We start from the raw sequence: 21678 nt of genomic DNA, 5'->3' as shown, positions 1-21678 counted from the left end.
CGCTTGACGGCCCGTGATGGTTCGCTCAACATCGAACCATGAAAGATGGTCCCCACATTGCGCGCATTGCCGCGCTCATCGGCGACGCCGGTCGCGCCGAAGTCCTCACCGCGCTGATGTCCGACCGCGCGCTCACGGCCACCGAGCTGGCCGAAGTTGCCGGCGTCACCAAGCAGACCATCAGTGCCCACCTGGCCAAGCTGCTCGATGCAGGCCTGCTGACCGTCGAGCACCAGGGCCGCCACCGCTACTTCCGGCTGGCCGACCGCGATGTGGCACACCTGCTGGAATCGCTGATGAACGTGGCCTTCCGCGCGGGCGCGGTGCGCCTGCGCTCCAGCCCGCGCGAGCCTGCCTTGCGCCGCGCACGCATGTGCTACGACCACCTGGCCGGCGAAGTGGGCGTGCAGTTTTATGAAGCCCTGGTGCGCCAGGGGCTGCTGCAGACCACGCCCCAGGGTGCGGCGGTAACGCCCGCCGGCGCGCAATGGTTTGCCCAGGTCGGGATCGACACCCCCGCCCTGGCCCAGCAGCGGCGCATGCTGTGCCGCCCTTGCCTGGACTGGAGCGAACGCCGCCACCACCTGGGCGGCGCGCTGGGGGCTGCGCTGCTGCAGCGGCTCTTCGAGGGCGGCTGGGCACACCGCGCACAGGGCTCGCGCGTGGTGCATTTCACGCCCAAGGGTGAGCTGGCGTTGCGCCAGTGGTTGGCCACCACCTCCAACGCACCACCATCCATCCCCCTCCTCGGCCCCGGGACATGATGAAGACCCTGCTGCTTTTCATCGCCACCGCCCTGGCTGAAATCGTGGGCTGCTACCTGCCCTGGCTGTGGCTCAAGCAGGGCAAGCCCATGTGGCTGCTGCTGCCCGCGGCACTGAGCCTTGGTCTGTTCGCATGGTTGCTCACCTTGCACGACACGGCAGGCGCGGGGCGCGTTTACGCGGCCTATGGCGGGGTCTACATCGGCGTGGCCCTGGCGTGGCTGTGGGTGGTGGACGGCATCCGGCCCACGCCGTGGGACGTGGCGGGCGTGCTGGTCGCGCTGGCGGGCATGGCGCTTATCGTGCTGCAACCCGCGCGCTGACACCTATTCCCCGGCCTTCGGCAACTTCACGCCCTTGGTGGCCTTGGGCCGCACATGGGCCGAGCGCGGACTGCGCAGGGTGTCGGCATCGAGGATCAGCCGGCCCTGGATGCGCCCCTTCATGCGCTTGACGCTGCTGGCCGCGTCCTGCATGTGGCGCGCCATCAGCGTGCGCACCGTCTCCACGTCGCGCACGCGTGCGGCCCGCACGATCTCGCGGTGGAAATTGGCATTCACTTCGCCAAAGCGCCGGTGCTCGGCCTTGGGCGTGCGGTTGCCGTAGACGATGAGCTGGCGCAGCATCTCGTTGATCAGCTCGCAATTGAAGCGCAGGAACGGATTCGGGTTGGCCGCGGCCAGGATGTCGTGGAAGTTCACGTCCTCGCGCCGCTGGCTGAGCATGTCCTCGCTGCTCGACGCCGGGTCGCAGCAGGCGATGGAGTGCTCCAGCGCCTCGAAATCGGCCTCGGTCAGGTGCGGCACGGCGCCGGCGGCCAGCTCGGGCTCCAGGAACTGGCGCACGGCGTAGATGTTGTCGATGGTCACTTCCTGGAAGAACAGGTAGTTCTGCATGAACTGCAGGGTGCGGTCCAGCGGCACCTCGGCGATGGTGCCCCCGCCCGAGGGGCCGGTGGAGATGGTCACCAGCCCCTGCACCTCCAGCGACTTGAGCGCCTCGCGGATGGTGCCCTTGCTCACCTCGAACTGCGCCTGCAGCTCGCTCTCGCGCGGCAGGCGGTCGCCCGGGCTCAGGTTCTTCTCGGTGATGAGGCGCTTGATCTCCTGCGCCACCAAGTCGGGGCGCTTGAGGGCTTTGAGCGGCTTCTGTGTGGACGTTTTGGTTGCCATGTTCAGGGAATTGTCGTTGGTCGGCCGGCAGCCACGGCGGTGCCTCCGCGCGGCGAAGTACCGCCCATGGTGCAGTGTATGCACCGCAAGGGGGCAGCGGAAGGGATGCAGGGTTTCCACGCACGGTGTTTATTCTATTTATCACTATAAATAGCAGAAATGAGCGCCAACGACGCTCTGCGGCGGTGGCACGCAGTGTGCTTTGCACAAGCCGTGCCCCGCTATCGGCCAGCCGGCCTCAACCCCTCCACAGGAGCCCCCCATGCACCGTCGCCACCTCTTGCAACTCTCTGCCCTGGGCGCACTGCCCGCATCGCTGGGCCTGGCCCAGAGCGCCTGGGCGCAGTCCAGCGGTGCCATCCAGTTCGGCTGCCCGGTGCCCATGTCGGGCGCGTTCGCGGCCAACGGCAAGTTCGCCGACCTGGGCATGAAGCTGGCCATCGAGCAGTACGGCACGGCCCTCAAGCGCCCCCTGGCCTACACGGTGCTGGACACGGAAGGCAAGCCAGCCACGGCCGTGCGCAAGGTGCAGGAGTCGTCTCAGCAGCAGGGCACGCGCTTTTTCGCGGGCGGCATCCTGTCGTCCGAATCGCTGGCCATGGGCAAAGAGGCCGAGAAGGCCGGCGGCATCTTCATCACCACCGCCGGCGCCGACGAGATCACGGGCAAGGACTGCAACGCCGCCACCTTCCGCTGGTCGGTGCCCACCTTCGGCGCCATCGAGCAGACGGTGCGCCCCCTGGCCGAGGCCCTGCCCAAGGCCAAGCGCTGGTACACCATCACGCCGCAGTACGTGTTCGGCGACGGCCTGCTGTCGGCCGCCAAGAACATCTTCAAGGAAAAGGGCCTGGAGCACGTGGGCAACAGCTACCACTCGCTGACCGAAAAGGAGTTCAGCGGCTACCTGACCAACGCCATGGCCGCCAAGCCCGACGTGCTGCTGCTGCTCAACTTCGGCTCGCAGTCGTCCGACGCGCTGCGCCAGGCCGTGAGCTTCGGCATGCACAAGAACATGACCATCCTGGTGGCCTGGGCCTCGGGGCTGGAGCAGTTCGAGTCGCTGGGTGCCGACCTGTGCGAAGGCATCTACTTCGGCGCGCAGTACTGGCACACGGCCAACGCGCCGCTCAACCTCGACCTGGTCAAGCGCAGCAACGACAAGTTCAAGTCCAACCCCAACTACAGCCTGGCGGGCTCGTACATCTGTACCAAGCTCATGATCGACGGCATCATCAAGGCCGGCACGGTGGAGCCCAAGGCCGTGATCGCCGCCATGGAAGGCATGAAGTACCAGGGCCTCACGGGCGACGAAGAGATCCGCAAGGGCGACCACCAGGTGCTCAAGAACTACTACCTGCTCAAGGGCAAGGCCAAGGCGAAGATGGCCAACAAGGACGACTACGTGGACGTGGTCAGCTCGGGCAAGTCCTTCCTGCCCCTGGACCAGACCGGCTGCAAGCTCACCTGACACGTATTGGCCTTCAACCGGCTGGCGTCGCTGGGAAGCCTTGCCGTGCTAACGCACTGTCTGCGGCTTCCCGCCTGGCCATCCGGCTGAATGCAAACCCGCGGTGACGCTCGCAAGCTCTGCCGCATCGCCCTCCTCCACGGCCCGCAGCCGCGCGCCTTGGGATTTTTCCTTCCATCTCTCGCCCATGAACATCTACCTGCTACAGGCCATCAACGGGATCGGCATCGGCATGCTGTACTTCCTGCTGGCGGTCGGCCTGTCCATCGTGTTCGGCCTGCTGCGCTTCGTGAACTTCGCGCACGGGGCGTTCTACCTGCTGGGCGCCTACTTCTGCTTCCAGATGACGCGCTGGGGCCTGAGCTTCTGGCTGGCGCTGGCCGTGGTGCCACTGGTCGTGGGCGCCCTGGGCTGGCTCACCGAAAAGCTGGTGCTGCGCCACGTGTATTCCAAGCCGCACGAGTTCCACATCCTCGTCACCGTGGGCCTGGCCCTGGCGATCCAGGAGCTGGTGATCCTGCAATGGGGGCCGCTCGGCGACAGCGTGCCGGTGCCCGACCTGCTGCAGGGCGTGGTCATGTGGGGCGGCATCGTCTACCCCAAGTACCGGCTGTTCGTGATCGGTTTCACCGCCGTGCTGGCCGTGGGCCTGTGGTACGTGCTCGAAGGCACGCGCCTGGGCAGCGCGGTGCGCGCGGGCAGCGAGTCGACGGAGATGGTCTCGCTGCTCGGCATCAACGTGTTCCGCATCTTCAGCCTGGTGTTCGCGCTGGGCGCGGCCACCGCGGCGATTGCCGGCGTGCTGGCCGCCCCCATGCGCGGGGCCGAGCCCTTCATGGGCATCGAGGCGCTGGGCGTGGCCTTCATCGTGGTGGTGGTCGGTGGCATGGGCAGCTTTGCCGGAGCGCTGATCGGCGGCCTGTTGATCGGCATCGTGCAGAGCGTGATGAGCACCGTGTGGCCCGAAGGGGCGCGGCTCATGATCTACATCGCCATGGCCGCCGTGCTGCTGCTGCGCCCGCATGGCCTGCTGGGCCGCAAAGGATGAACACCGCCATGACGATTTTTCGCAAGAATTCCCACCTGCTGCTGGCCCTGGCCGTGGTGCTGGTGATGCCGTTGACCATGCAATCGGGCTCGCTGGCCAGCGAGGTGCTGATCTATGGCCTGGCCGCCATGGGCTGCAACCTGCTGCTGGGCCACACCGGGCTGCTGTCCTTCGGGCAGGGCATCTTCTTCGGGCTGGGCAGCTACACCATCGCCCTCACGCTCACGCGCTGGCCCCTGCCCATGCCGCTGGCCCTGGCGCTCGCCGTGGTGATGGGCGCGCTGGGCGCGGCCATCGTGGGCTGGGTGGCCATCCGCCAGCGCGGCACCTACTTCGTGATGCTGACCCTGGCCTTCGCGCAGATGTTTTACTTTCTCGCCTACTCCATGCCTGGCATCACGGGCGGCGACAACGGGCTGATGGACATCCCGCGCCCCTCGCTGGCCGTGGGCGGCCTCACGCTGTGGCCGCTGGCCTCGCCCTGGCAGTACTACGGCTTCGTGGCCACGGTGTTCCTGGTGGCCTTCTGGCTGCTGCAGAAGGTGTCGGCCTCGATCTTCGGGCGCACGCTGCTGGCGGTGCGCGACAACGAGGAGCGCGCGGGCGCCATCGGCTACAACCTCAAGCTGCTCAAGCTGCAGGCCTTCGTGATCTCGGGCGCGGTGACCGGCCTGGCCGGCGCGCTGCACGCCATGATGACGGGCATCGCCCCGCTGGCGAGCGCCGAGTACCACACCAGCGAAATGATCCTCGTCATGACGGTGATCGGCGGCACGGGTAACCTGCTGGCCTCGCTGCTCGGCTCGGCCTTCTACCTGCTGGTGGGCGACTGGCTGTCCACGCTGTGGCCGCGCTGGCTGCTGATCCTGGGCGTGGTGCTGATGGTGGTCAGCCTGGGGCTGCAGCGCGGCCTGTGGGGCCTGGGCGAATCGGCCTGGAACCTGCTGCGCGGCAAGGGCCGCGGCGGCAAGGCCGACGCATCTGCCACGCAAGGAGGCCACGCATGAGCACCGCCACCCCCTCCCCCATCCTGCTCGAAGCCGTGGGCGTGGAAAAACGCTACGACAAGTTCGCCGCCCTGGCGGGCGTGGACCTCAAGGTGCGCGCCAACACGGTCCATTCGGTCATCGGCCCCAACGGTGCGGGCAAGACCACGCTGTTCCACATGCTCACGGGCACCAAGGCCGTGAGCGGCGGGCGCATCGTGTTCGACGGGCACGACGTGACGCACGAGCCCGACCACCGCCGCGTGCAGCGCGGCATGGCCCGCTCGTTCCAGGTGACGAGCCTGTTCCTCACCCTGCCCGTGCGCGAGAACCTGCGCCTGGCCGCCCAGGGCACGGCGCCGCGCCATGCGCTCAACTGCTGGCATGCGCCGCAGGGCGCGCGCTCGCAGGCCGAAGTGGTGGCCCGCGTGCTGGCGCGCCTGGGGCTGGAGCGCCATGCCGACACGCCCGTGGGCAACCTCTCGCACGGCCAGCAGCGCCGGCTGGAGGTGGGCATGGCGCTGGCCGCGCGGCCCAAGGCGATCTTCCTGGACGAGCCCACCTCGGGCATGGGCATCGACGACCTGGATGACATGAAGCGGCTGATCCAGGGACTCAAGGACGAGCACACCGTGGTACTCATCGAGCACAACATGAACATCGTGATGGACATCTCCGACACCGTGACGGTGATGCAACAGGGCCGCGTGCTGGCCGAAGGGCACCCGCACGCCATCCGCAGCGACGACCGGGTGCGCAGCGCCTACCTGGGCAACATGATCACGGGGGGCAAGGCGGCATGACGATCCTCGACATCCAGGGGCTGCACGCCCATTACGGCAAGAGCCATGTGCTGCAGGGCGTGGACCTGCGCGTGGGCGACGGCGAGCTGGTCACCCTGCTCGGGCGCAACGGCGCGGGCAAGACCACCACGCTCAAGAGCATCTGCGGCGTGGTTCCGCCCACCCAGGGCCGTGTGCGCTTCGCGGGCGACGAGGTGCAGGGCCTGGCCACGCATGCCATCGCCCAGCGCGGCGTGTGCCTGGTGCCAGAGCACCGGGGTATCTTCAAACTGCTCACGGTGGAGGAGAACCTGCTGCTGGGCCAGCGCAAGCGCTCGCCCTGGCAGTTGCCGGACATCTACCGCATCTTTCCGCGCCTCAAGGAGCGGCGCGGCAATGGCGGCGGCCAGCTCTCGGGCGGCGAGCAGCAGATGCTGGCCATCGGCCGCGCGCTGATGAATGCGCCGCGCCTGTTGATGCTGGACGAGCCCGTGGAAGGGCTTGCCCCGGTGATCGTGGAAGAGATCGTGGCGCAGCTCAAGACCATCAAGGCCGCGGGCGTGGCCATCCTGCTGGTGGAGCAGAACCTGGAGGTCTGCACCCAGCTGGCCGACCGGCATTACGTGATCGAGCAGGGCGCCATCGTGCACGAGGCGGACAACACCGCCTTTCTCGCCGACGACGCCATCAAGGACCGCTATCTGGGCGTGGGCCTGGCATAGATTTTTCAGGAATTCGACTGTGGACATGACGACGACCCCCTCCCCTGCCCTGCAACCGCGCGTGAACGGCGCGCGCCTGTGGCAATCGCTGATGGACCTGGCGCAGATAGGCGCCACGCCCAAGGGCGGCGTGTGCCGCCTGGCCCTCACCGCGCTGGACGGCGAAGGCCGCGACCTGTTCGTGCGCTGGGCGCGCGAGGCCGGCTGCAGCGTGCGCACCGACGCCATCGGCAACATCTTCGCGCGCCGCGCGGGGCGCAACGACGCCCTGCCCCCGGTGATGACCGGCAGCCACATCGATACCCAGCCCACGGGCGGCAAGTTCGACGGCAACTACGGTGTGCTTGCCGGCATCGAGGTGGTGCGCACGCTGAACGACCTGGGCATCGTGACCGAAGCCCCGATCGAGGTGGCGGTGTGGACCAATGAAGAGGGCTCGCGCTTCGTGCCGGTGATGATGGGCTCGGGCGTGTTCGCCGGCGCCTTCACGCTGGAGCATGCGCTGGCCCAGCGCGACGCGCAGGGCACCAGCGTGGCCGAGGCGCTGGCCGTCATCGGCTATGACGGCGAGCACGGGCCCACGCCGCCCGTGGGCGCGTATTTCGAGGCGCACATCGAGCAGGGCCCGGTGCTGGAGGCCAACGGCTGCGTGATCGGCGTGGTGCAGGGTGCCCTGGGTCAGCGCTGGTACGACGTGAGCGTGCAGGGCATGGAGGCCCATGCCGGCCCCACGCCCATGGCGCTGCGCCGCGATGCCCTGCTGGCCGCCAGCACGCTGGTGGCCGAGGTGAACCGCATCGCCCTGGCCCATGCACCGCATGCGCGCGGCACGGTGGGCGTGCTGGAGGTGTTCCCGAGTTCGCGCAACGTGATCCCCGGCAGCGTGCGCATGACCGTGGACCTGCGCGCCGCCGACGATGCCATGCTGCTGCAGATGGATGCGGAGTTGCGCACCGCCTGCGAGCGCATCGGCACGGCCCACCGCACACCCATCGCGGTGGAGCAGGTGGTGTACTTCCCGCCGCAGCCGTTTGCGCCCGCGCTGGTCGAAGGCGTGCGCGCCGATGCCCAGGCACTGGGCTACAGCGCCATGGACGTGGTCAGCGGTGCCGGGCACGACGCCGTGTACCTGGCGCGCCTGGCGCCCACGGCCATGGTCTTCGTGCCCTGCGCCGACGGCATCAGCCACAACGAGATCGAGGACGCGGAGCCCGAGCACCTGGAGGCCGGGTGCAACGTCTTGCTGCAGGCCATGCTGCGCAGCGCCCGGGTGGTCGCCGCATGAAGATCCTCATCGCCCGCCTGAACCACGAGACCAACACCTTCTCGCCCGTGCCCACGCCCCTGGAGGCGTTTGCGCCCACCTACGGCGAGGATGCCCTGCGCGACAACCTGGGCATGCGCACGGCCATGGCGGCCTTCATCGACCTGGCCCGGGGCCTGGGCGCCACGCTGGTCACGCCGGTGTCGGCCATGTCTAACCCCAGCGGCAAGGTGCACGCCGCGGCCTACGAAGAACTGACCCGCCGCATCGTGGAGGCAGCGCCGGGCTGCGACGCCATCCTGCTGGACCTGCATGGCGCCATGGTGGCCGAGAACAGCCCCGACGGCGAAGGCGACCTGCTCGCGCGCGTGCGCGCAGCGGCGCCCGGCGTGCCCATCGGCGTGGCGCTGGACCTGCACGGCAACATCACGCCCAAGATGGTCGCCAACGCGGATGTGATGGTCGGCTTCAAGACCTACCCGCACATCGACATGTACGAGACCGGCGAGCACGCGGGCCGCCTGCTGCTGGCCATGCTGCAGGGCCAGGCGCGCTACAGCGTGCGCTGGCACCAGTTGCCCATGATGGGCCACACCCTGCGCAGCACCACGCTGCAGGGCGCCATGCTGCGCGCGGTGGACGCCGCCCGCGCTGCCGAGGCCGACGGCGTGCCGGCCGTGTCGGTGTTCGCGGGGTTCTCGCTGGCCGACATCGAGGCGCCGTTCATGAGCGTGGTGGTCACCGGCCTTGCCGATGCACCCGAAGCAGCCCAGGCCGTGGCCGACCGCATCGCGGCCGCCATCTGGCAGGAGCGCACCGAGTTCGTCTACGACAGCGAGCCCCTGGCGCAGTCGCTGCAGCGCGCACAGACCCTGGCGCAAGGCGCCGAGCGCCCGGTGCTGCTGCTGGACCACAGCGACAACTGCATGTCCGGCGGCACCTGCGACTCCATGGATGTCTTGCAGGCCGCGCTCGCCGAGGGCCTGTCGGACATCGCCGTGGGCCCGCTGTGCGACCCCGAGGCCGTGGCCGAACTCGTGGCGGCCGGCGTGGGCGCGCAGTGCACCGTGCGCCTGGGCAACAAGGTGCCGCTCACCCAGCTCAACGTCTCCAAGGAGCCCGTGGCGCTCAGCGGCACGGTGCGCGCCATCAGCGACGGCGAGTACACCGTGACCGGACCCATCTACACCGGGCAGCGCTGCGCGATGGGGCGCACCGTGCTGTTCGACACCGGCAGCGCCCTCATCGTGGTGACCGAGAAGACGCACGAACCCTGGGACCTGGGGGTGTTCTCGTGCGTGGGGGTGGACCCCACGGCGCACCGCTTCGTGCTGCTCAAGTCGCGCATGTACTGCCGCCCGGTGTTCGTGCCGCTGTCGCATGCGCTGGTCGAATGCGACAGCCCTACCGGCGTGACCAGTTCCAACTATGCGCTGTTTCCGTTCAAGCACGTGCGCCGGCCGGTGTTTCCGCTCGACGCTGTCTGACCTTCCATCGCGCAGGAGGCCCTCAGAACCCGCATCACCAGCAAGCGCAAGCCGACGCAACTGGCGCGCCCGACGCCAGTGCCCCCGCGCAAGGGCCGCCCCGCCGCGCTGGGGGCGTCCGCCTTCCCAAATCGGGCAGCGATTTGAGAGAAAGAGGGATGACGCGAAGCGACTCAGGGGGTTAGTTCACCTTGATCAGACGCCAGTCGATGCGGTTGTCGGGGCGTTGCACCAGCTCGACATTTTTCTTCATCGCCCAGGCCAGCATCTGGTTGTGCAGGGGGATGTTGGCCACGGTGTCGTTCTGCAGCTGCAGGCCTTCGGTCAGCAGGCGGTTGCGTACGGGCTGGTCGGTCTCGGTCTTCACGCGGTCCACGATGTAGTCCATGCGTTCGTTGCTGTAGCGGCCCAGGTTGTAGTTGCCATCGCCGCCCGTGGTCTTGGTGCGGGTGAGCGATTGCAGGGTGTACAGCGCGTCGAAGGTCGGCACGCCCCAGCTGAGCAGGGTGATGCTGGCCTCGTGCCGCTGGGCCATGGGGTAGTAGGTGATGGAGGGCATCGTGCGCAGCTTGGCCTTCACGCCCACGCGCGCCCACATCGAGGTGATGGCCTGGCACAGGTTCTCGTCCTGGATGATGGAGTTGTTGCTGCAGGCGAAATCGACCTCGAAGCCGTCCTTGTAGCCCGCATCGGCCAGCAGCGCCCTGGCCGCGTTGGTGTCGTAGGGCAGGCGCTTGTCCACCGCCTCCGTCCAGCCGTTGACCAGGGGCGAGACGATGGCGCCCGTGGGCTTGGACATGCCGCGCATGGTCACGCGCTGCAGCGTGGCCACGTCGATGGCCTGGTACAGCGCCTTGCGCACGCGCAGGTCCTTGAGCGGGTTCTTGCCCTTGACGCTGCTGCCCGGCAGCTCGTCGCGGAACTGGTCCAGGGCCAGGTAGATGGTGCGGTTCTCGACCATCTCCATCACCTTGATGTTCGGGTTGGCCTTGAGGCGCTCCAGGTCCTGCAGGCTGGTGTCGCGCACCATGTCGACCTCGCCCGAGAGCAGGGCCGCGACGCGCGTGGCCTCGGACTTGATGGGTGTGTAGACGATCTCGGTGACGTTGCCCTCGGTCTTGCCCGCGTTCCACCACTGCGGGTTGACGACAAACACCAGCTTCTGGTCGGGCACCCATTCCTTGAGCACGAAGGGCCCGGTGCCCATGGCATTGCGGTGAGAGAAAGTCTCGTCCTTGGCCTTGATGTCCTTGGGCTCCACCGCGTTGTTCTTCTCGGCCCAGGCCTTGCTCATCACGCGCAGCTCGGTCAGCTGGTTGAGCAGCACCGGGTTGGGGTTCTTCAGGAAGATGTCGATGGTCTCGCCGTCGACCTTGGCGATGCGCTCCATGCCCTGGGTGTAGATGGCGTAGGTGGAGGTCTTGCTCATCGCGCGCTGCAGCGAATACACCACGTCGTCGGCCGTCATGGGCGATCCGTCGCTGAACTTCACGCCCTGGCGCAGCTTCACGCGCAACTGCGTGGGGCTGACCTGCTGCCACGAGGTGGCCAGGAGCGGCTCGACCTTGAGCGTGCGGCTGTTGAACATCACCAGCGACTCGTACACCGCCGCATGGATGCCATTGCCCAGGGCACTGTTCTGCGAGTGGATGTCCATGGACTGGATGTCGGTGGACCCGGCCCAGCGGAACGTCTTGGCGTGCGCGCCCGGCATCGCGGCCACCCACGCCGCCATGGCCAGCGCGGGCACGAGCCAGCGGCGGCCTGGCCTTGCGGTGCCGGCCCCGCGGGGCGCGGCAGGCTGCGGGTGCGCAGGGTGCCGCGCCACTGCGGCAACGCGGGACACAACAGTGCGCGGAGACAGGTGAGGAAGGAAGCTCTGGAACCTACGGGGCATATGTTTTCCTTTGCAGGGATGGAAGCCGCAATATGCCGCAGCGGACCGCCAAACCTATTGCGCGTTTTCCACGACATCCACCCCTCTGCGCACGGTCCCCGGGGCGCAGAGGGAGCCCCGGGCGTCCAGGCGACCGGCCAGCTGCCGGTACTGGCTGGGGCTGACGCCACAGGCACGCTGCCAGCCATGCACGAAGTGCGCGGAGTCGGAGAACCCCGCGGCATGCGCGATGCCCGTCAGGCTGGCCGTGCCGCCAAGCAGGGCCTGCTGCGCGTGCTCGATGCGGGCGGCCTGGCGCAGCGTGGCAAAGCCCAGGCCGTGCCGGGCCAGATCGCGTTGCAGCTGGCGCGCGCTGCGACCCAGGCGGCGGGCGGCGTCGGGCAGGGCCAGGGCAGGCTCCTCGCGCCACCAGGCCAGCAGGTCCAGCACCTCGTTCGCGCACCCCAGCCGCCGCGCCAGGGACTGCAGCGTGCGCGGCGCATCCGCCGGGCTGCCGCTGGTGCCGCCGCGCGCCAGCACGCTCACGCACGAGGCGGCAATGCCCGCGCGGATGTCCGCACTTCGCTGCGCCGCGGCACGCAGGGCGCGGTCCGGCAGCATGGGGGATTCCCGCCGCAGCGCGCCCTGGCCATCGAGCTGCGTGTTGACGCCCAGGGGCGCCATCCGGTTGTAGGCGTTCCAGCGGTCCACGAACGCAGAGGGCCCACGGCCCACGGCGGCCGAGGGCGCCAGGAGCGCATGCACCGGGTTCAGGTCCAGCGCACACAGCAGCGCAAGGCGCGCCTCCCGCCGGGCCTCTTGCCCGCGCGCCTGCGGGCCGCCGCGCAGCACCTGCGCCACATATGCCTGGTGGGTGACGAAGCCCTGCACCTGCGTGCGCACGGCCCGCGCGAGCAGTGCGTGGGGGCGTTCGTCGATATCGCCCAGGCAGGCGGGCAGCAGGTGGTAGCAAAAAAGCGCGGCCATGGCGCTTTTATACAAGCTGGCGCGGCCCGGCCCAGGGACGATGGCCCTCTCCTTCATTCCCTGTGCAAACACACCATGCAACGACGAGATCTTCTGGGCCTGATGGGCCTGACCGCACTGGGCGCCCCCCTGCGCCCCGCTTTCGCCCGCGGCGCCACCCACGGCCTGCTGGCGCTCGATGCCACGGCCCAGGCAGCGCTGGTGCGGGCGGGCCATCTGCAACCCGCGCAGCTGGTGCAGGCCAGCCTGGCGCGCGTGGCGGACGTCAACCCCAGGCTGCAGGCGCTGGTGGAACTCTGCCCCGACCGGGCCCGCGGCCAGTGGCAGGGGCCGCCCTCCCCCGGGCCCTTCTGGGGCGTGCCGTTTGCCTACAAGGACGCGGTCGACCTGCAAGGCACGCACCGGCGCAGCGGCTCGCGCCTGCAGGCGGACGCGGCACTTTCCAGCGCCTCGTCGCCGCTGGTGGCGCGCTGCGAAGCCAGCGGGCTGATCGCCATCGGCAAGACGGCAACGCCCGAGTTCCAGCTCAGCGCCACCACCGAACCCCTGCTTGGCGGCCCGGTCCGCAATCCCTGGAACCCGCTGCACTCCCCGGGTGGTTCCTCGGGCGGCGCCGCGGCGGCCGTGGCCGCGGGCATGCTGCCCATGGCGCACGCGACGGATGGCGGTGGCTCGATCCGCATCCCCGCCTCGTGCTGCGGGCTGTTCGGGCTCAAGCCCAGCCGCTCGCGCATGCAGGGCTCCGGCCCGCGCGATGCCGGTGTCGACCACGCGGTGAGCCGCACGGTGCGCGACAGCGCCACGCTGTTCTGGTGGAACCAGCGCGGCGATGGCGCCGCGCCGCTGCCGCCCATGCCCGCGGTGCACGGGCCCTCGGCCCGGCGCCTGCGCATTGGCTTCGCGCCGCAGAACCTCTTTGGCGAGATGCCGGACCCCGCGGTGCTGCAGGAAGTCACCCGGGTCGCGCGGCTGTGCGAACGGCTTGGGCACCAGGTGCTGCCCTTTGCGCACGGCATCGACGGCGAGCGGTTCTTCGATGCCTTCATGGTGGCCTGGAGCGGCGGCGCCGAGCGGGCGCTGCAGCAGGCCGAGGGCACGGGCCGCCCGCCCGACACGCTGCTGGAGCCCTGGACCCTGCACCTGGCACGGCACGCGCGCGCGCTCCCCGCCGGCGCGGCGGCACGCGCCGGCGCGCACTTTGCCGCCGTGGGCGCGCAGGTGAATGCCTGGTTCGACGCCGTGGATGTCGTGCTCAGCCCGGTGGCCGCCAGCGAGCCGCCACCGCTGGGGTGGCTTGCCCCCACCGTGCCCGGCGCCACGCTGTGGGCCCGGCTGATGCGCTATGCGTCGTACACGCCGCTGCACAACGTGGCGGGCACGCCGGCGATGTCGGTCCCGCTGGGGCTGAGCGCGCGCGGCCTGCCCATCGGCAGCCATTTCGCGGCGCGGGTCGGCGACGAGCAGACGCTGTTCGCACTGGCCTATGAACTGGAACAGGCCGACCCCTGGTCGCACCGGGTCCCACCGCTGTGAATGAAGCCCCGTCAGGGGCGCGCGGGCGCGAGCGGGTAGCGCGCGCCCGCGCGCGCCGTGCCCACCTGCAGCAGGTTGATGACACCCATCACGTCATCCACCAGCCCCACGGCTTTCTCCAGCGCCTGCGACTGCGCCTCGGACTGCACGCAGCCCATCAGCGTGACCAGCCGCCGCTCGCCCAGCACCCAGACGCTGGTGTCGTCGAAGCGCCCCTCCTCGCGGATATAGCGCTGCACGCGCGGGATGAGCTCCGCGTCGTACAGGTAGGAATTGGGCAGCCGGCAGCGCCCCACGCGGTGGCAGCTGCCGCCATGCTGCGAGCGCGTGTGCGCCAGCTCGCGCACCTCGGCGTCGGTGTAGAGCGGGCCCTCGGGCACGGGGCATTGCGGGATGGCGCTGGTGACCTGGACGAAGGGGTCGTTGAAGGCATTGGTGCGGGGGGCTGGGCTGCCATCCTGCGCAACGGCCAGGGCAGCCACCCCCAACCACAGCAGGAAGAACTGGAAGAACACACAAACACGGCGCATGCATTGCTCCTTGGTGGACGGCAGGCACCCACGCTGCCTACAACGCGATCTGGTATCGCGCAAATTCCCTGCGGCCTTTCAGCACACAGTCGTACAGGGTAAAACCAAAGCCCTCATAGAGTGCGCGCAGCGGCTGCCGATCGGCCACGCAGTCCAGCCGCAGGTAACGCACACCCAGGCTGCGGGCGTGCTCGCGCCCGAACGCCAGCAGCGCGGCAGACACCCCCTGCCCCGCCCATGCCCGCCGCACGGCCAGCTTGTGCAGGAAGGCGGAGGTGCCTGGTTCCGCATCCGGCCAGAAAGTGGGGTCTTCGCGCTGCCAGCGCACCACGCCCGCCACGTCATCGCCCACCCTGGCCACCAGGAAGTGGCCGGTATCCACATCCTGCTGCACACGTTCCTCGCTGAAATCGGACACGGCCCACAGCGGCATCTGGCGGTCTACCAGCCACTGCGCGGCCTCGCGCAGCACCGCCGCGATGGCGGCGGCGTCTGACGGGCGGGCGATTTCTGTGTGCATACGAAAGCGGTATTGGCCTGCAGACAGGGGAGGTCCACGCAGGATGATGGGATGGCGCAACGAACTATCCGCCTGCACAGCAGGCAGGTTGCAGTTTACTCATTTTTTGATAGCTATTGGCGCTTGATGGATAAGCGCTGGAAGTCATTTTTATCTAAATTTTAGGGACAAAACCTCTTTCTGCAATCCCCAGCCCGCCCCCCGGATGGGGCGTGCCCCCTACGATGCCCTGACCGTGCCCCCCAGCGACCTCATCGTCCACCGCCCCGAAGGCCTGTACTGCCCGGCCGGGGATTTCTACATCGACCCCTGGCGGCCGGTCAGCCGGGCCGTGATCACGCATGCGCATTCGGACCATGCGCGCATGGGCTCGGCCCACTACCTGGCGCACCAGGACAGCGAAGGCACGCTGCGCAACCGACTCGGAGCCGATATCGATCTGCAGACGCTGGCCTATGGCGACACCATCGACCACCACGGCGTGCGCCTGTCACTGCACCCGGCGGGGCATGTGCTGGGATCGGCCCAGGTGCGGGTGGAACATGGCGGCCAGGTGTGGGTGGCCTCGGGCGACTACAAGCTCGAAGACGATGGCACCTGCCCGCCGTTCGAGCCGGTGCGCTGCCATACTTTCATCACCGAATCGACCTTCGGCCTGCCCATCTACCGCTGGCCGGCGCAGCCGGCGCTGTTCGCGGACATCAATGCCTGGTGGGCCGCGAATGCGGCGGCGGGCAAGGCCAGCGTGCTGTATGCGTATGCCTTCGGCAAGGCGCAGCGGCTGCTGCACGGGGTGGATGCGGGCATCGGCCCCATCATCGTGCACGGCGCGGTGGAGCCGCTCAACGCCGTGTACCGCGCGGCGGGCGTGGCGCTGCCGCCCACCCTGCGCGTGACGGACCCGGGCGCCACCAAGGCCGAGCTGCGCCGCGCGCTGGTGCTGGCACCGCCCTCGGCGGCGGGCACGCCCTGGCTCAAGCGCTTTGGCGAGCATTCCGATGCCTTTGCCAGCGGCTGGATGCTGGTGCGCGGCGCGCGCCGGCGCCGTGGCGTGGACCGGGGCTTCGTGATGAGCGACCACGCGGACTGGCCCAGCCTGCAGAAGGCCATAGCCGCCACGGGGGCCGAGCGCATCATCGTGACCCATGGCAGCACCGAGGTCATGGCGCGCTGGCTGTGCGAGCAGGGGCTGGATGCGCAGGTGTTCGCCACCGAGTACGGCGCCGACGACAACGAGGACGACGCAGGGGCTGCAGCGCCGCCACCGCAGGCCGATGCACCGGCGCCGGAGGCCGCGGCACCATGAAGGCCTTTGCCACACTGTTCCATGCTCTGGACTCCACCACCGGGCAGTCGGCCAAGCTGGCCGCGCTGGTGGCCTACCTGCGCGCGGCACCAGCGGCCGATGCGGCCTGGGCCACCTACTTCCTCGCGGGCGGCAAGCCGCGCCAGATGGTGCCCACCAAGCGCCTGAAGGCCCTGGCGCAGGAGGCCGCCGGCCTGCCCGAATGGCTGTTCGAGGAAAGCTACCAGGCCGTGGGCGACCTGGCCGAAACCCTGGCCCTGCTGCTGCCACCGCCCGTGCAGCCGGTGGACCTGCCGCTGGCCGAGTGGATGGCCCGGCTGCTGCCCCTGCGCGCCCTGCCGCCCGAGGAGGCCGATGCCCGGCTGCGCGCGCAGTGGGACATGCTGGCGCCGGAGCAGCGCTTCGTGTACTTCAAGCTCATCACCGGCAACTTCCGCGTGGGGGTGTCGCGCCTGCAGGTCACGCAGGCACTCGCCACGGTGAGCGCGCTGGACCCCAAGCGCATCGCGCACCGGCTCATGGGCTACACACAGATCGGCCGGCAGCCGCAGGCGGGCGACTACAGCGCGCTGGTGGCCCCCGTGGACGAGGGTAAAGACGGCGCCGCCAGCACGGGCAGCGACACGGCCATGGCAGGCCAGCCCTACCCCTTCTTCCTGGCCCACCCGTTCAGCCAGCCCCTGGCCGAGATGCCCGCGCTGCTGGGCGCGCCCGAAGACTGGCTGGTGGAATGGAAGTGGGACGGAATCCGCGCGCAGATCGTGCGCCGGCGCGGCGCGGTGTGGGTCTGGTCGCGCGGCGAGGAGCTGGTGACCGACCGCTTTCCCGAACTGGCCGATGCCGCGATGGCGGCACTGCCCGACGGCACGGTGGTCGATGGCGAAATCCTCGTATGGCTGCCCGGCGAGCCCCAGCCGCGCCCCTTTGCCGACCTGCAAAAGCGCCTCGGCCGCAAGACACTGACGCCCAAGCTGCTGCGCGAACTGCCCGTGGTGCTGGTGACCTATGACCTGCTCGAACATGCGGGCCAGGACCTGCGCCAGCAGCCCCAGCAGGCCCGCCGCGCACTGCTGGAGACAGTGCTGCAGCCACCCGACGCCATCGCAGAGCCCGCAGCCCCACCCGCACTGCGCCTGAGCGCCCTGCTGCACGGCGCCGACTGGCCGGACCTCGCGCGCCAGCGCGAGGCCGCCCGAGCCATGGGCACCGAGGGCTTCATGCTCAAGCACCGCCAGGCGCACTACGGCGTGGGCCGCACCAAGGACGTGGGCGTGTGGTGGAAGTGGAAGATCGACCCCATGAGCGTGGACGCCGTGCTGATCTACGCCCAGCGCGGCCACGGCCGGCGTGCCAGCCTGTACACCGACTACACCTTTGCCGTGTGGACCGGGCCGCAGGACGACCCCGACCGGCAGCTCGTGCCCTTCGCCAAGGCCTATTCGGGCCTGACGGATGCGGAGATCGCGCAGGTGGACGCCATCGTCCGCAAGACCACGCGCGAGAGCTTCGGGCCCGTGCGCAGCGTGGATGCGACCATGGTCTTCGAGCTCGGCTTCGAGGGCATCGGCAGGAGCCCGCGGCACAAGAGCGGCATCGCCGTGCGCTTTCCACGGATGCTGCGCTGGCGCCAGGACAAGACGGTGGCCGAGGCCGATACCCTGCAGACCCTGATGGCCCTGCTGCCAGGGCAGGACGCTGCCGCATGAGCACGGCGCGCCGTCCGCGCAAGCCGCTGCCCACCGTGGCCGCGAGCGCGGCCGCAGGCTGGATGGCCACGCGCGGCTGGCAGCCCTTCGGCTTCCAGCAGGAGGTGTGGCGCGCCATGGGCGAGGGCCGCTCGGGCCTGCTGCACGCCACCACCGGCGCGGGCAAGACCTATGCCGTGTGGCTGGGTGCGCTGCAGCACCTGGCGCTGGCAGGCGCGCCCGTGGCACCCACGGCGGACGCCAGTGCGCGCACGGCCCTGCGCACACGCCGCGCGGCGGCGCCGCCGCTCACGGTGCTGTGGATCACCCCCATGCGCGCCCTGGCCGCCGACACGCTGCGTGCGCTGGTAGAGCCCCTGCCCGACCTGGCGCCGGACTGGTCCAGCGGCCTGCGCACCGGCGACACCGCCAGTGGCGAGCGCGCCGCGCAGGACCGCCGCCTGCCCACGCTGCTGGTGACCACGCCCGAGAGCGTCTCGCTGCTGCTGGCGCGGGCCGATGCGTACGAGCGCCTGCGCCACGTGCGGCTGGTGGTGGTGGACGAGTGGCACGAGCTGGTGGGCAACAAGCGCGGCGTGCAGGAGCAGCTGGCGCTGGCGCGCCTGTCGGGCTGGAACCCTGCGCTGCAGGTGTGGGGCATGTCGGCCACGCTGGGCAACCTGCAGGAGGCGCTGGATACGCTGCTGCCCCGCCCGGTCCACGATGCCCCCGCAGTGCCGCCCGCCGTGCTGGTACAGGGCCGCATCGACAAGGCGCTGCAGGTCGACGTGATGCTGCCGGCCAAGGTGGACCGCTTCGCCTGGGCCGGGCATATGGGCCTGGCGTTGCTGCCGCAGGTGGTGCAGTCCATCGAGGCCTGTACGTCCACCCTGGTCTTCACCAACACCCGTTCGCAGGCCGAGCGCTGGTACCAGGCGCTGCTGGAGGCGCGGCCCGACTGGGCGGGCACCATCGCGCTGCACCACGGATCGCTGGGCCAGGAGGTGCGCGCCTGGGTGGAGAACGGGCTCAAGGCCGGCCTGCTCAAGGCCGTGGTCTGCACGTCGAGCCTGGACCTGGGCGTGGACTTTCTGCCCGTGGAGCAGGTGCTGCAGATCGGCTCGGCCAAGGGCGTGGGGCGGCTGGTGCAGCGCGCGGGCCGCTCGGGCCACGCGCCGGGGCGCACGTCGAGCATCACGCTGGTGCCCACGCACAGCCTGGAGCTGGTGGAGGCCGCCGCCGCGCGCCACGCGCTGGCGCTGGGCCGCATCGAAGACCGGCACACGCCGCGCGCGCCACTCGACGTGCTGGTGCAGCACCTGGTCACCATTGCCCTGGGCGGCGGCTTCGTGCCTGCCGAGCTGCTGGCCGAAGTGCGCCGCGCGCCGGCCTACGCGGCACTGGCCGACAACGACTGGCAATGGGCCTTGCAGTTCGTGCGCCAGGGCGGCGCCTCGCTGGCCATCTACCCTGATTTCCAGCGCGCCCTGCCAGACGAAGAAGGGGTGTGGCGCGTGCCCGATGCACGGCTGGCGCGCCGCCACCGCAGCAACATCGGCACCATCGTCAGCGACGCCAGCATGCAGGTGCAGTTCGTGAGCGGCGGGCGCCTGGGCTCGGTGGAAGAGAGCTTCATCGCGCGGCTGCGCAAGGGCGACGTGTTCATGTTCGCGGGCCGCCTGCTGGAACTGGTGCGCACCCAGCAGATGACCGCCTACGTGCGCGTGGCGCCCAAGGGCAGCGCCGCGTTGCCGCGCTGGAACGGCGGGCGCATGCCGCTGTCGAACACGCTGGCCGACGCCATGCTGGAGATGCTGGAGCAGGCCGAGCGCGGTGTGTACGCCTCGCCCGAGATGTTGTGCGCCCAGCCGCTGCTCGCGCTGCAGCACGCCTGGTCGGCCCTGCCCACGCCCGGCCACCTGGTGGCCGAAACCCTGCACACCCGCGAAGGCTGGCACCTGTACCTGTACCCGCTGGCCGGCCGCCTGGTGCACCTGGGCCTGGCGGGGCTGCTGGCCTGGCGCGCGTCGCAGCAGGTGCCCAACACCTTCTCCATCGCGGTCAACGACTATGGGCTGGAGCTGCTGTCCGCCAAGCCCGTGGACTGGGCCGCGCTGCTGCCGCGCCTGATCGGCGAGGGCACGCACACCACCATCGGCAGCGGGCTGGAGGACGAAGTGCTGGCCAGCCTGAACGCGACCGAGATGGCACGCCGGCGCTTTCGCGAGATCGCGCGCATCGCCGGCCTCATCTTCCAGAGCCACCCGGGCGAGCAGCGCAGCAGCCGCCAGCTGCAGGCATCGTCCTCGCTGTACTACGACGTGTTCGCCCAGTACGACCCGGACAACTTGCTGCTGGCCCAGGCCCGCGCCGAGCTGCTGGCCAACGAGCTGGACATGGAGCGCCTGGCCCGCACCCTGCGCGGCATGCAGGCGCAGACCCTGTCCGTCCATGCCCTCACGCGCCCCACCCCATTCGCCCTGCCGCTGATGGTGGAGCGCTTTCGCGAGCGCCTGAGCACCGAAACGCTGGCCGACCGCCTGGCGCGCATGGTGCAGGCGCTGGAGAAGGCCGCCGACGACACCACCGGCACCCACCACGCCGACCATCCCGTGGCCCCGGCCGACATGGCCTGGGACGTGCCCGACGGGGCCACCGCGTCACCCCGGCGCGCGCGCCGAGGCGATGCGGGAGACAGCCCCCGCCGGCCCCGAGGGCGCCACGGATTCTGAGCACGACGACCACCGACCTTGCCCGTGAACGCAGACCCTTCTTTCGCCCCTTCACCCACCGCACCTCCCCCAGGCGCCCAGGCCATCACCCTGCCCTGCGGCACTGCCCTGTGGCTGCTGCCCCAGCGCGCCGTGTGGTGGCCCGCTGCGCGCACGGCCTTCGTGGCCGACGTGCACTTCGGCAAGGCCGCCACCTTCCGCCGCGCGGGCCAGCCCGTGCCGCATGGCACCACGGCCGACAACCTGGCCCGGCTCGACGCGGTGCTGGCGGCCACGGGCGCCGGGCACCTGGTCTTCCTGGGCGATTTTCTGCACGCGCGCAGCGGCGCCGGCGCGCCGCTGTGGAACCAGTTGCTGCCCTGGCGCGAGCGCCACGCCCGCATCCGCATGACCCTGGTGCGCGGCAACCACGACCTGCATGCGGGCGACCCACCCGCGCCGCTCGGCGTCGATGTGGCCGATGAGCCCTGGCGGCCCGTGGAGGGGGCCGGGGTGCTGGCTTGCCACCATCCGCAGGCGGGGCCGGGCGATACGGTGCTGGCAGGGCATTGGCACCCGGTGACCACCTTGCAGGGTCCTGCGCGGGACACGGTCCGCCTGCCGTGCTTCGCGTGGCAGCCGGGGCTTCTGGTGCTGCCCGCGTTCGGGGCTTTCACGGGCATGTCCAGCCAGCCGGTGCCCCCGTCCGCGCGGCGGTTCGCGGTGGCTGGAGACCGGGTCCGCGAAGTGCCACGCCGGCCGGCCAGCGCCTGAGCCCGCGTTTCAGGGGCGCCTCGGCCGGGCCCGCCATGAAAAAAAAGGCTTTACCCGCCGGTA

At 70.0% G+C, this 21678-nt stretch carries 19 protein-coding genes; 14 read left to right on the top strand and 5 right to left on the bottom strand.

Annotated elements, in window-relative coordinates; all coding sequences use genetic code 11:
- The first annotated feature begins 38 nt into the window (after nt 1–38).
- A complete protein-coding gene (locus tag AC3RCE_RS00720; RefSeq protein WP_218296469.1) occupies nt 39–764 on the top strand; it encodes an ArsR/SmtB family transcription factor in 726 nt (241 codons plus the stop codon).
- On the top strand, nt 764–1087 hold the full coding sequence (locus tag AC3RCE_RS00715) for a YnfA family protein (RefSeq protein ID WP_218296719.1): 324 nt from the start codon (nt 764–766) through the stop codon (nt 1085–1087). Before AC3RCE_RS00720 ends, AC3RCE_RS00715 begins: the two co-directional genes overlap by 1 nt.
- A 3-nt stretch (nt 1088–1090) precedes the next feature.
- Here AC3RCE_RS00715 and AC3RCE_RS00710 read toward each other — a convergent pair whose 3' ends face one another.
- Nucleotides 1091–1936 (bottom strand): FadR/GntR family transcriptional regulator, encoded by an 846-nt coding sequence (locus tag AC3RCE_RS00710; protein WP_218296468.1) that lies wholly within the window; start codon nt 1934–1936, stop codon nt 1091–1093.
- A 262-nt stretch (nt 1937–2198) separates the two neighbouring features.
- Here AC3RCE_RS00710 and AC3RCE_RS00705 point away from each other — a divergent pair, with 262 nt between their 5' ends.
- From AC3RCE_RS00705 to AC3RCE_RS00675, 7 genes are all read left to right on the top strand, one after another.
- Nucleotides 2199–3404 carry an ABC transporter substrate-binding protein gene (locus AC3RCE_RS00705; RefSeq protein WP_492254300.1) on the top strand — a complete coding sequence of 402 codons (1206 nt, stop codon included), beginning with the start codon at nt 2199–2201 and terminating at the stop codon, nt 3402–3404.
- Nucleotides 3405–3591: 187 nt separating this feature from the next.
- Entirely contained in the window at nt 3592–4452 is an 861-nt protein-coding gene (locus AC3RCE_RS00700; RefSeq protein WP_218296466.1) for a branched-chain amino acid ABC transporter permease, read from the top strand.
- Nucleotides 4453–4460: 8 nt separating this feature from the next.
- Entirely contained in the window at nt 4461–5459 is a 999-nt protein-coding gene (locus AC3RCE_RS00695) for a branched-chain amino acid ABC transporter permease (RefSeq protein ID WP_492254299.1), read from the top strand.
- On the top strand, nt 5456–6241 hold the full coding sequence (locus AC3RCE_RS00690; RefSeq protein WP_492254298.1) for an ABC transporter ATP-binding protein: 786 nt from the start codon (nt 5456–5458) through the stop codon (nt 6239–6241). The genes AC3RCE_RS00695 and AC3RCE_RS00690 overlap by 4 nt, the downstream gene beginning before the upstream one ends.
- Nucleotides 6238–6942: an ABC transporter ATP-binding protein gene (locus AC3RCE_RS00685; protein ID WP_218296463.1), complete on the top strand. Its 705-nt coding sequence runs from the start codon at nt 6238–6240 to the stop codon at nt 6940–6942. Before AC3RCE_RS00690 ends, AC3RCE_RS00685 begins: the two co-directional genes overlap by 4 nt.
- A gap of 25 nt (nt 6943–6967) precedes the next feature.
- Nucleotides 6968–8227, top strand: coding sequence for a Zn-dependent hydrolase (locus AC3RCE_RS00680; RefSeq protein WP_218339248.1), 1260 nt, complete (start codon nt 6968–6970; stop codon nt 8225–8227).
- Nucleotides 8224–9693 (top strand): M81 family metallopeptidase, encoded by a 1470-nt coding sequence (locus AC3RCE_RS00675; protein ID WP_218296461.1) that lies wholly within the window; start codon nt 8224–8226, stop codon nt 9691–9693. Before AC3RCE_RS00680 ends, AC3RCE_RS00675 begins: the two co-directional genes overlap by 4 nt.
- Nucleotides 9694–9874: 181 nt before the next feature.
- Here the strand turns inward: AC3RCE_RS00675 and AC3RCE_RS00670 are convergent, their stop codons facing one another.
- Nucleotides 9875–11428: an ABC transporter substrate-binding protein gene (locus tag AC3RCE_RS00670; protein ID WP_492255446.1), complete on the bottom strand. Its 1554-nt coding sequence runs from the start codon at nt 11426–11428 to the stop codon at nt 9875–9877.
- 216 nt (nt 11429–11644) lie between these two features.
- Nucleotides 11645–12556: a helix-turn-helix transcriptional regulator gene (locus tag AC3RCE_RS00665; protein ID WP_492254297.1), complete on the bottom strand. Its 912-nt coding sequence runs from the start codon at nt 12554–12556 to the stop codon at nt 11645–11647.
- A 75-nt stretch (nt 12557–12631) separates the two neighbouring features.
- Here AC3RCE_RS00665 and AC3RCE_RS00660 point away from each other — a divergent pair, with 75 nt between their 5' ends.
- Entirely contained in the window at nt 12632–14089 is a 1458-nt protein-coding gene (locus tag AC3RCE_RS00660; protein WP_369640994.1) for an amidase family protein, read from the top strand.
- A gap of 11 nt (nt 14090–14100) precedes the next feature.
- On the opposite strand, the gene AC3RCE_RS00655 is transcribed toward AC3RCE_RS00660, so the two are convergent.
- Both AC3RCE_RS00655 and AC3RCE_RS00650 read right to left on the bottom strand, forming a co-directional pair.
- Nucleotides 14101–14619: a BON domain-containing protein gene (locus AC3RCE_RS00655; protein WP_218296458.1), complete on the bottom strand. Its 519-nt coding sequence runs from the start codon at nt 14617–14619 to the stop codon at nt 14101–14103.
- A gap of 37 nt (nt 14620–14656) precedes the next feature.
- Nucleotides 14657–15139 carry a GNAT family N-acetyltransferase gene (locus AC3RCE_RS00650; RefSeq protein ID WP_218296457.1) on the bottom strand — a complete coding sequence of 161 codons (483 nt, stop codon included), beginning with the start codon at nt 15137–15139 and terminating at the stop codon, nt 14657–14659.
- 205 nt (nt 15140–15344) lie between these two features.
- Between AC3RCE_RS00650 and AC3RCE_RS00645 the strand changes: the two genes are divergently transcribed.
- The 4 genes from AC3RCE_RS00645 to pdeM are packed head-to-tail and all read left to right on the top strand — an operon-like array spanning nt 15345 to nt 21615.
- Entirely contained in the window at nt 15345–16445 is a 1101-nt protein-coding gene (locus tag AC3RCE_RS00645) for a ligase-associated DNA damage response exonuclease (RefSeq protein WP_492254296.1), read from the top strand.
- Nucleotides 16442–18151, top strand: coding sequence for an ATP-dependent DNA ligase (locus AC3RCE_RS00640; RefSeq protein WP_492254295.1), 1710 nt, complete (start codon nt 16442–16444; stop codon nt 18149–18151). The genes AC3RCE_RS00645 and AC3RCE_RS00640 overlap by 4 nt, the downstream gene beginning before the upstream one ends.
- On the top strand, nt 18148–20862 hold the full coding sequence (locus AC3RCE_RS00635) for a ligase-associated DNA damage response DEXH box helicase (protein ID WP_492254294.1): 2715 nt from the start codon (nt 18148–18150) through the stop codon (nt 20860–20862). Before AC3RCE_RS00640 ends, AC3RCE_RS00635 begins: the two co-directional genes overlap by 4 nt.
- Before the next feature lie 18 nt (nt 20863–20880).
- The gene (gene pdeM, locus AC3RCE_RS00630; protein ID WP_492254293.1) at nt 20881–21615 is read left to right on the top strand and encodes a ligase-associated DNA damage response endonuclease PdeM; all 735 of its coding nucleotides are present in this window, start codon (nt 20881–20883) and stop codon (nt 21613–21615) included.
- Nucleotides 21616–21678 lie beyond the last annotated feature (63 nt).

Source organism: Acidovorax sp. GW823-FHT05D11 (assembly GCF_058795695.1).
This window is presented reverse-complemented; position numbering and strand designations above follow the sequence as displayed.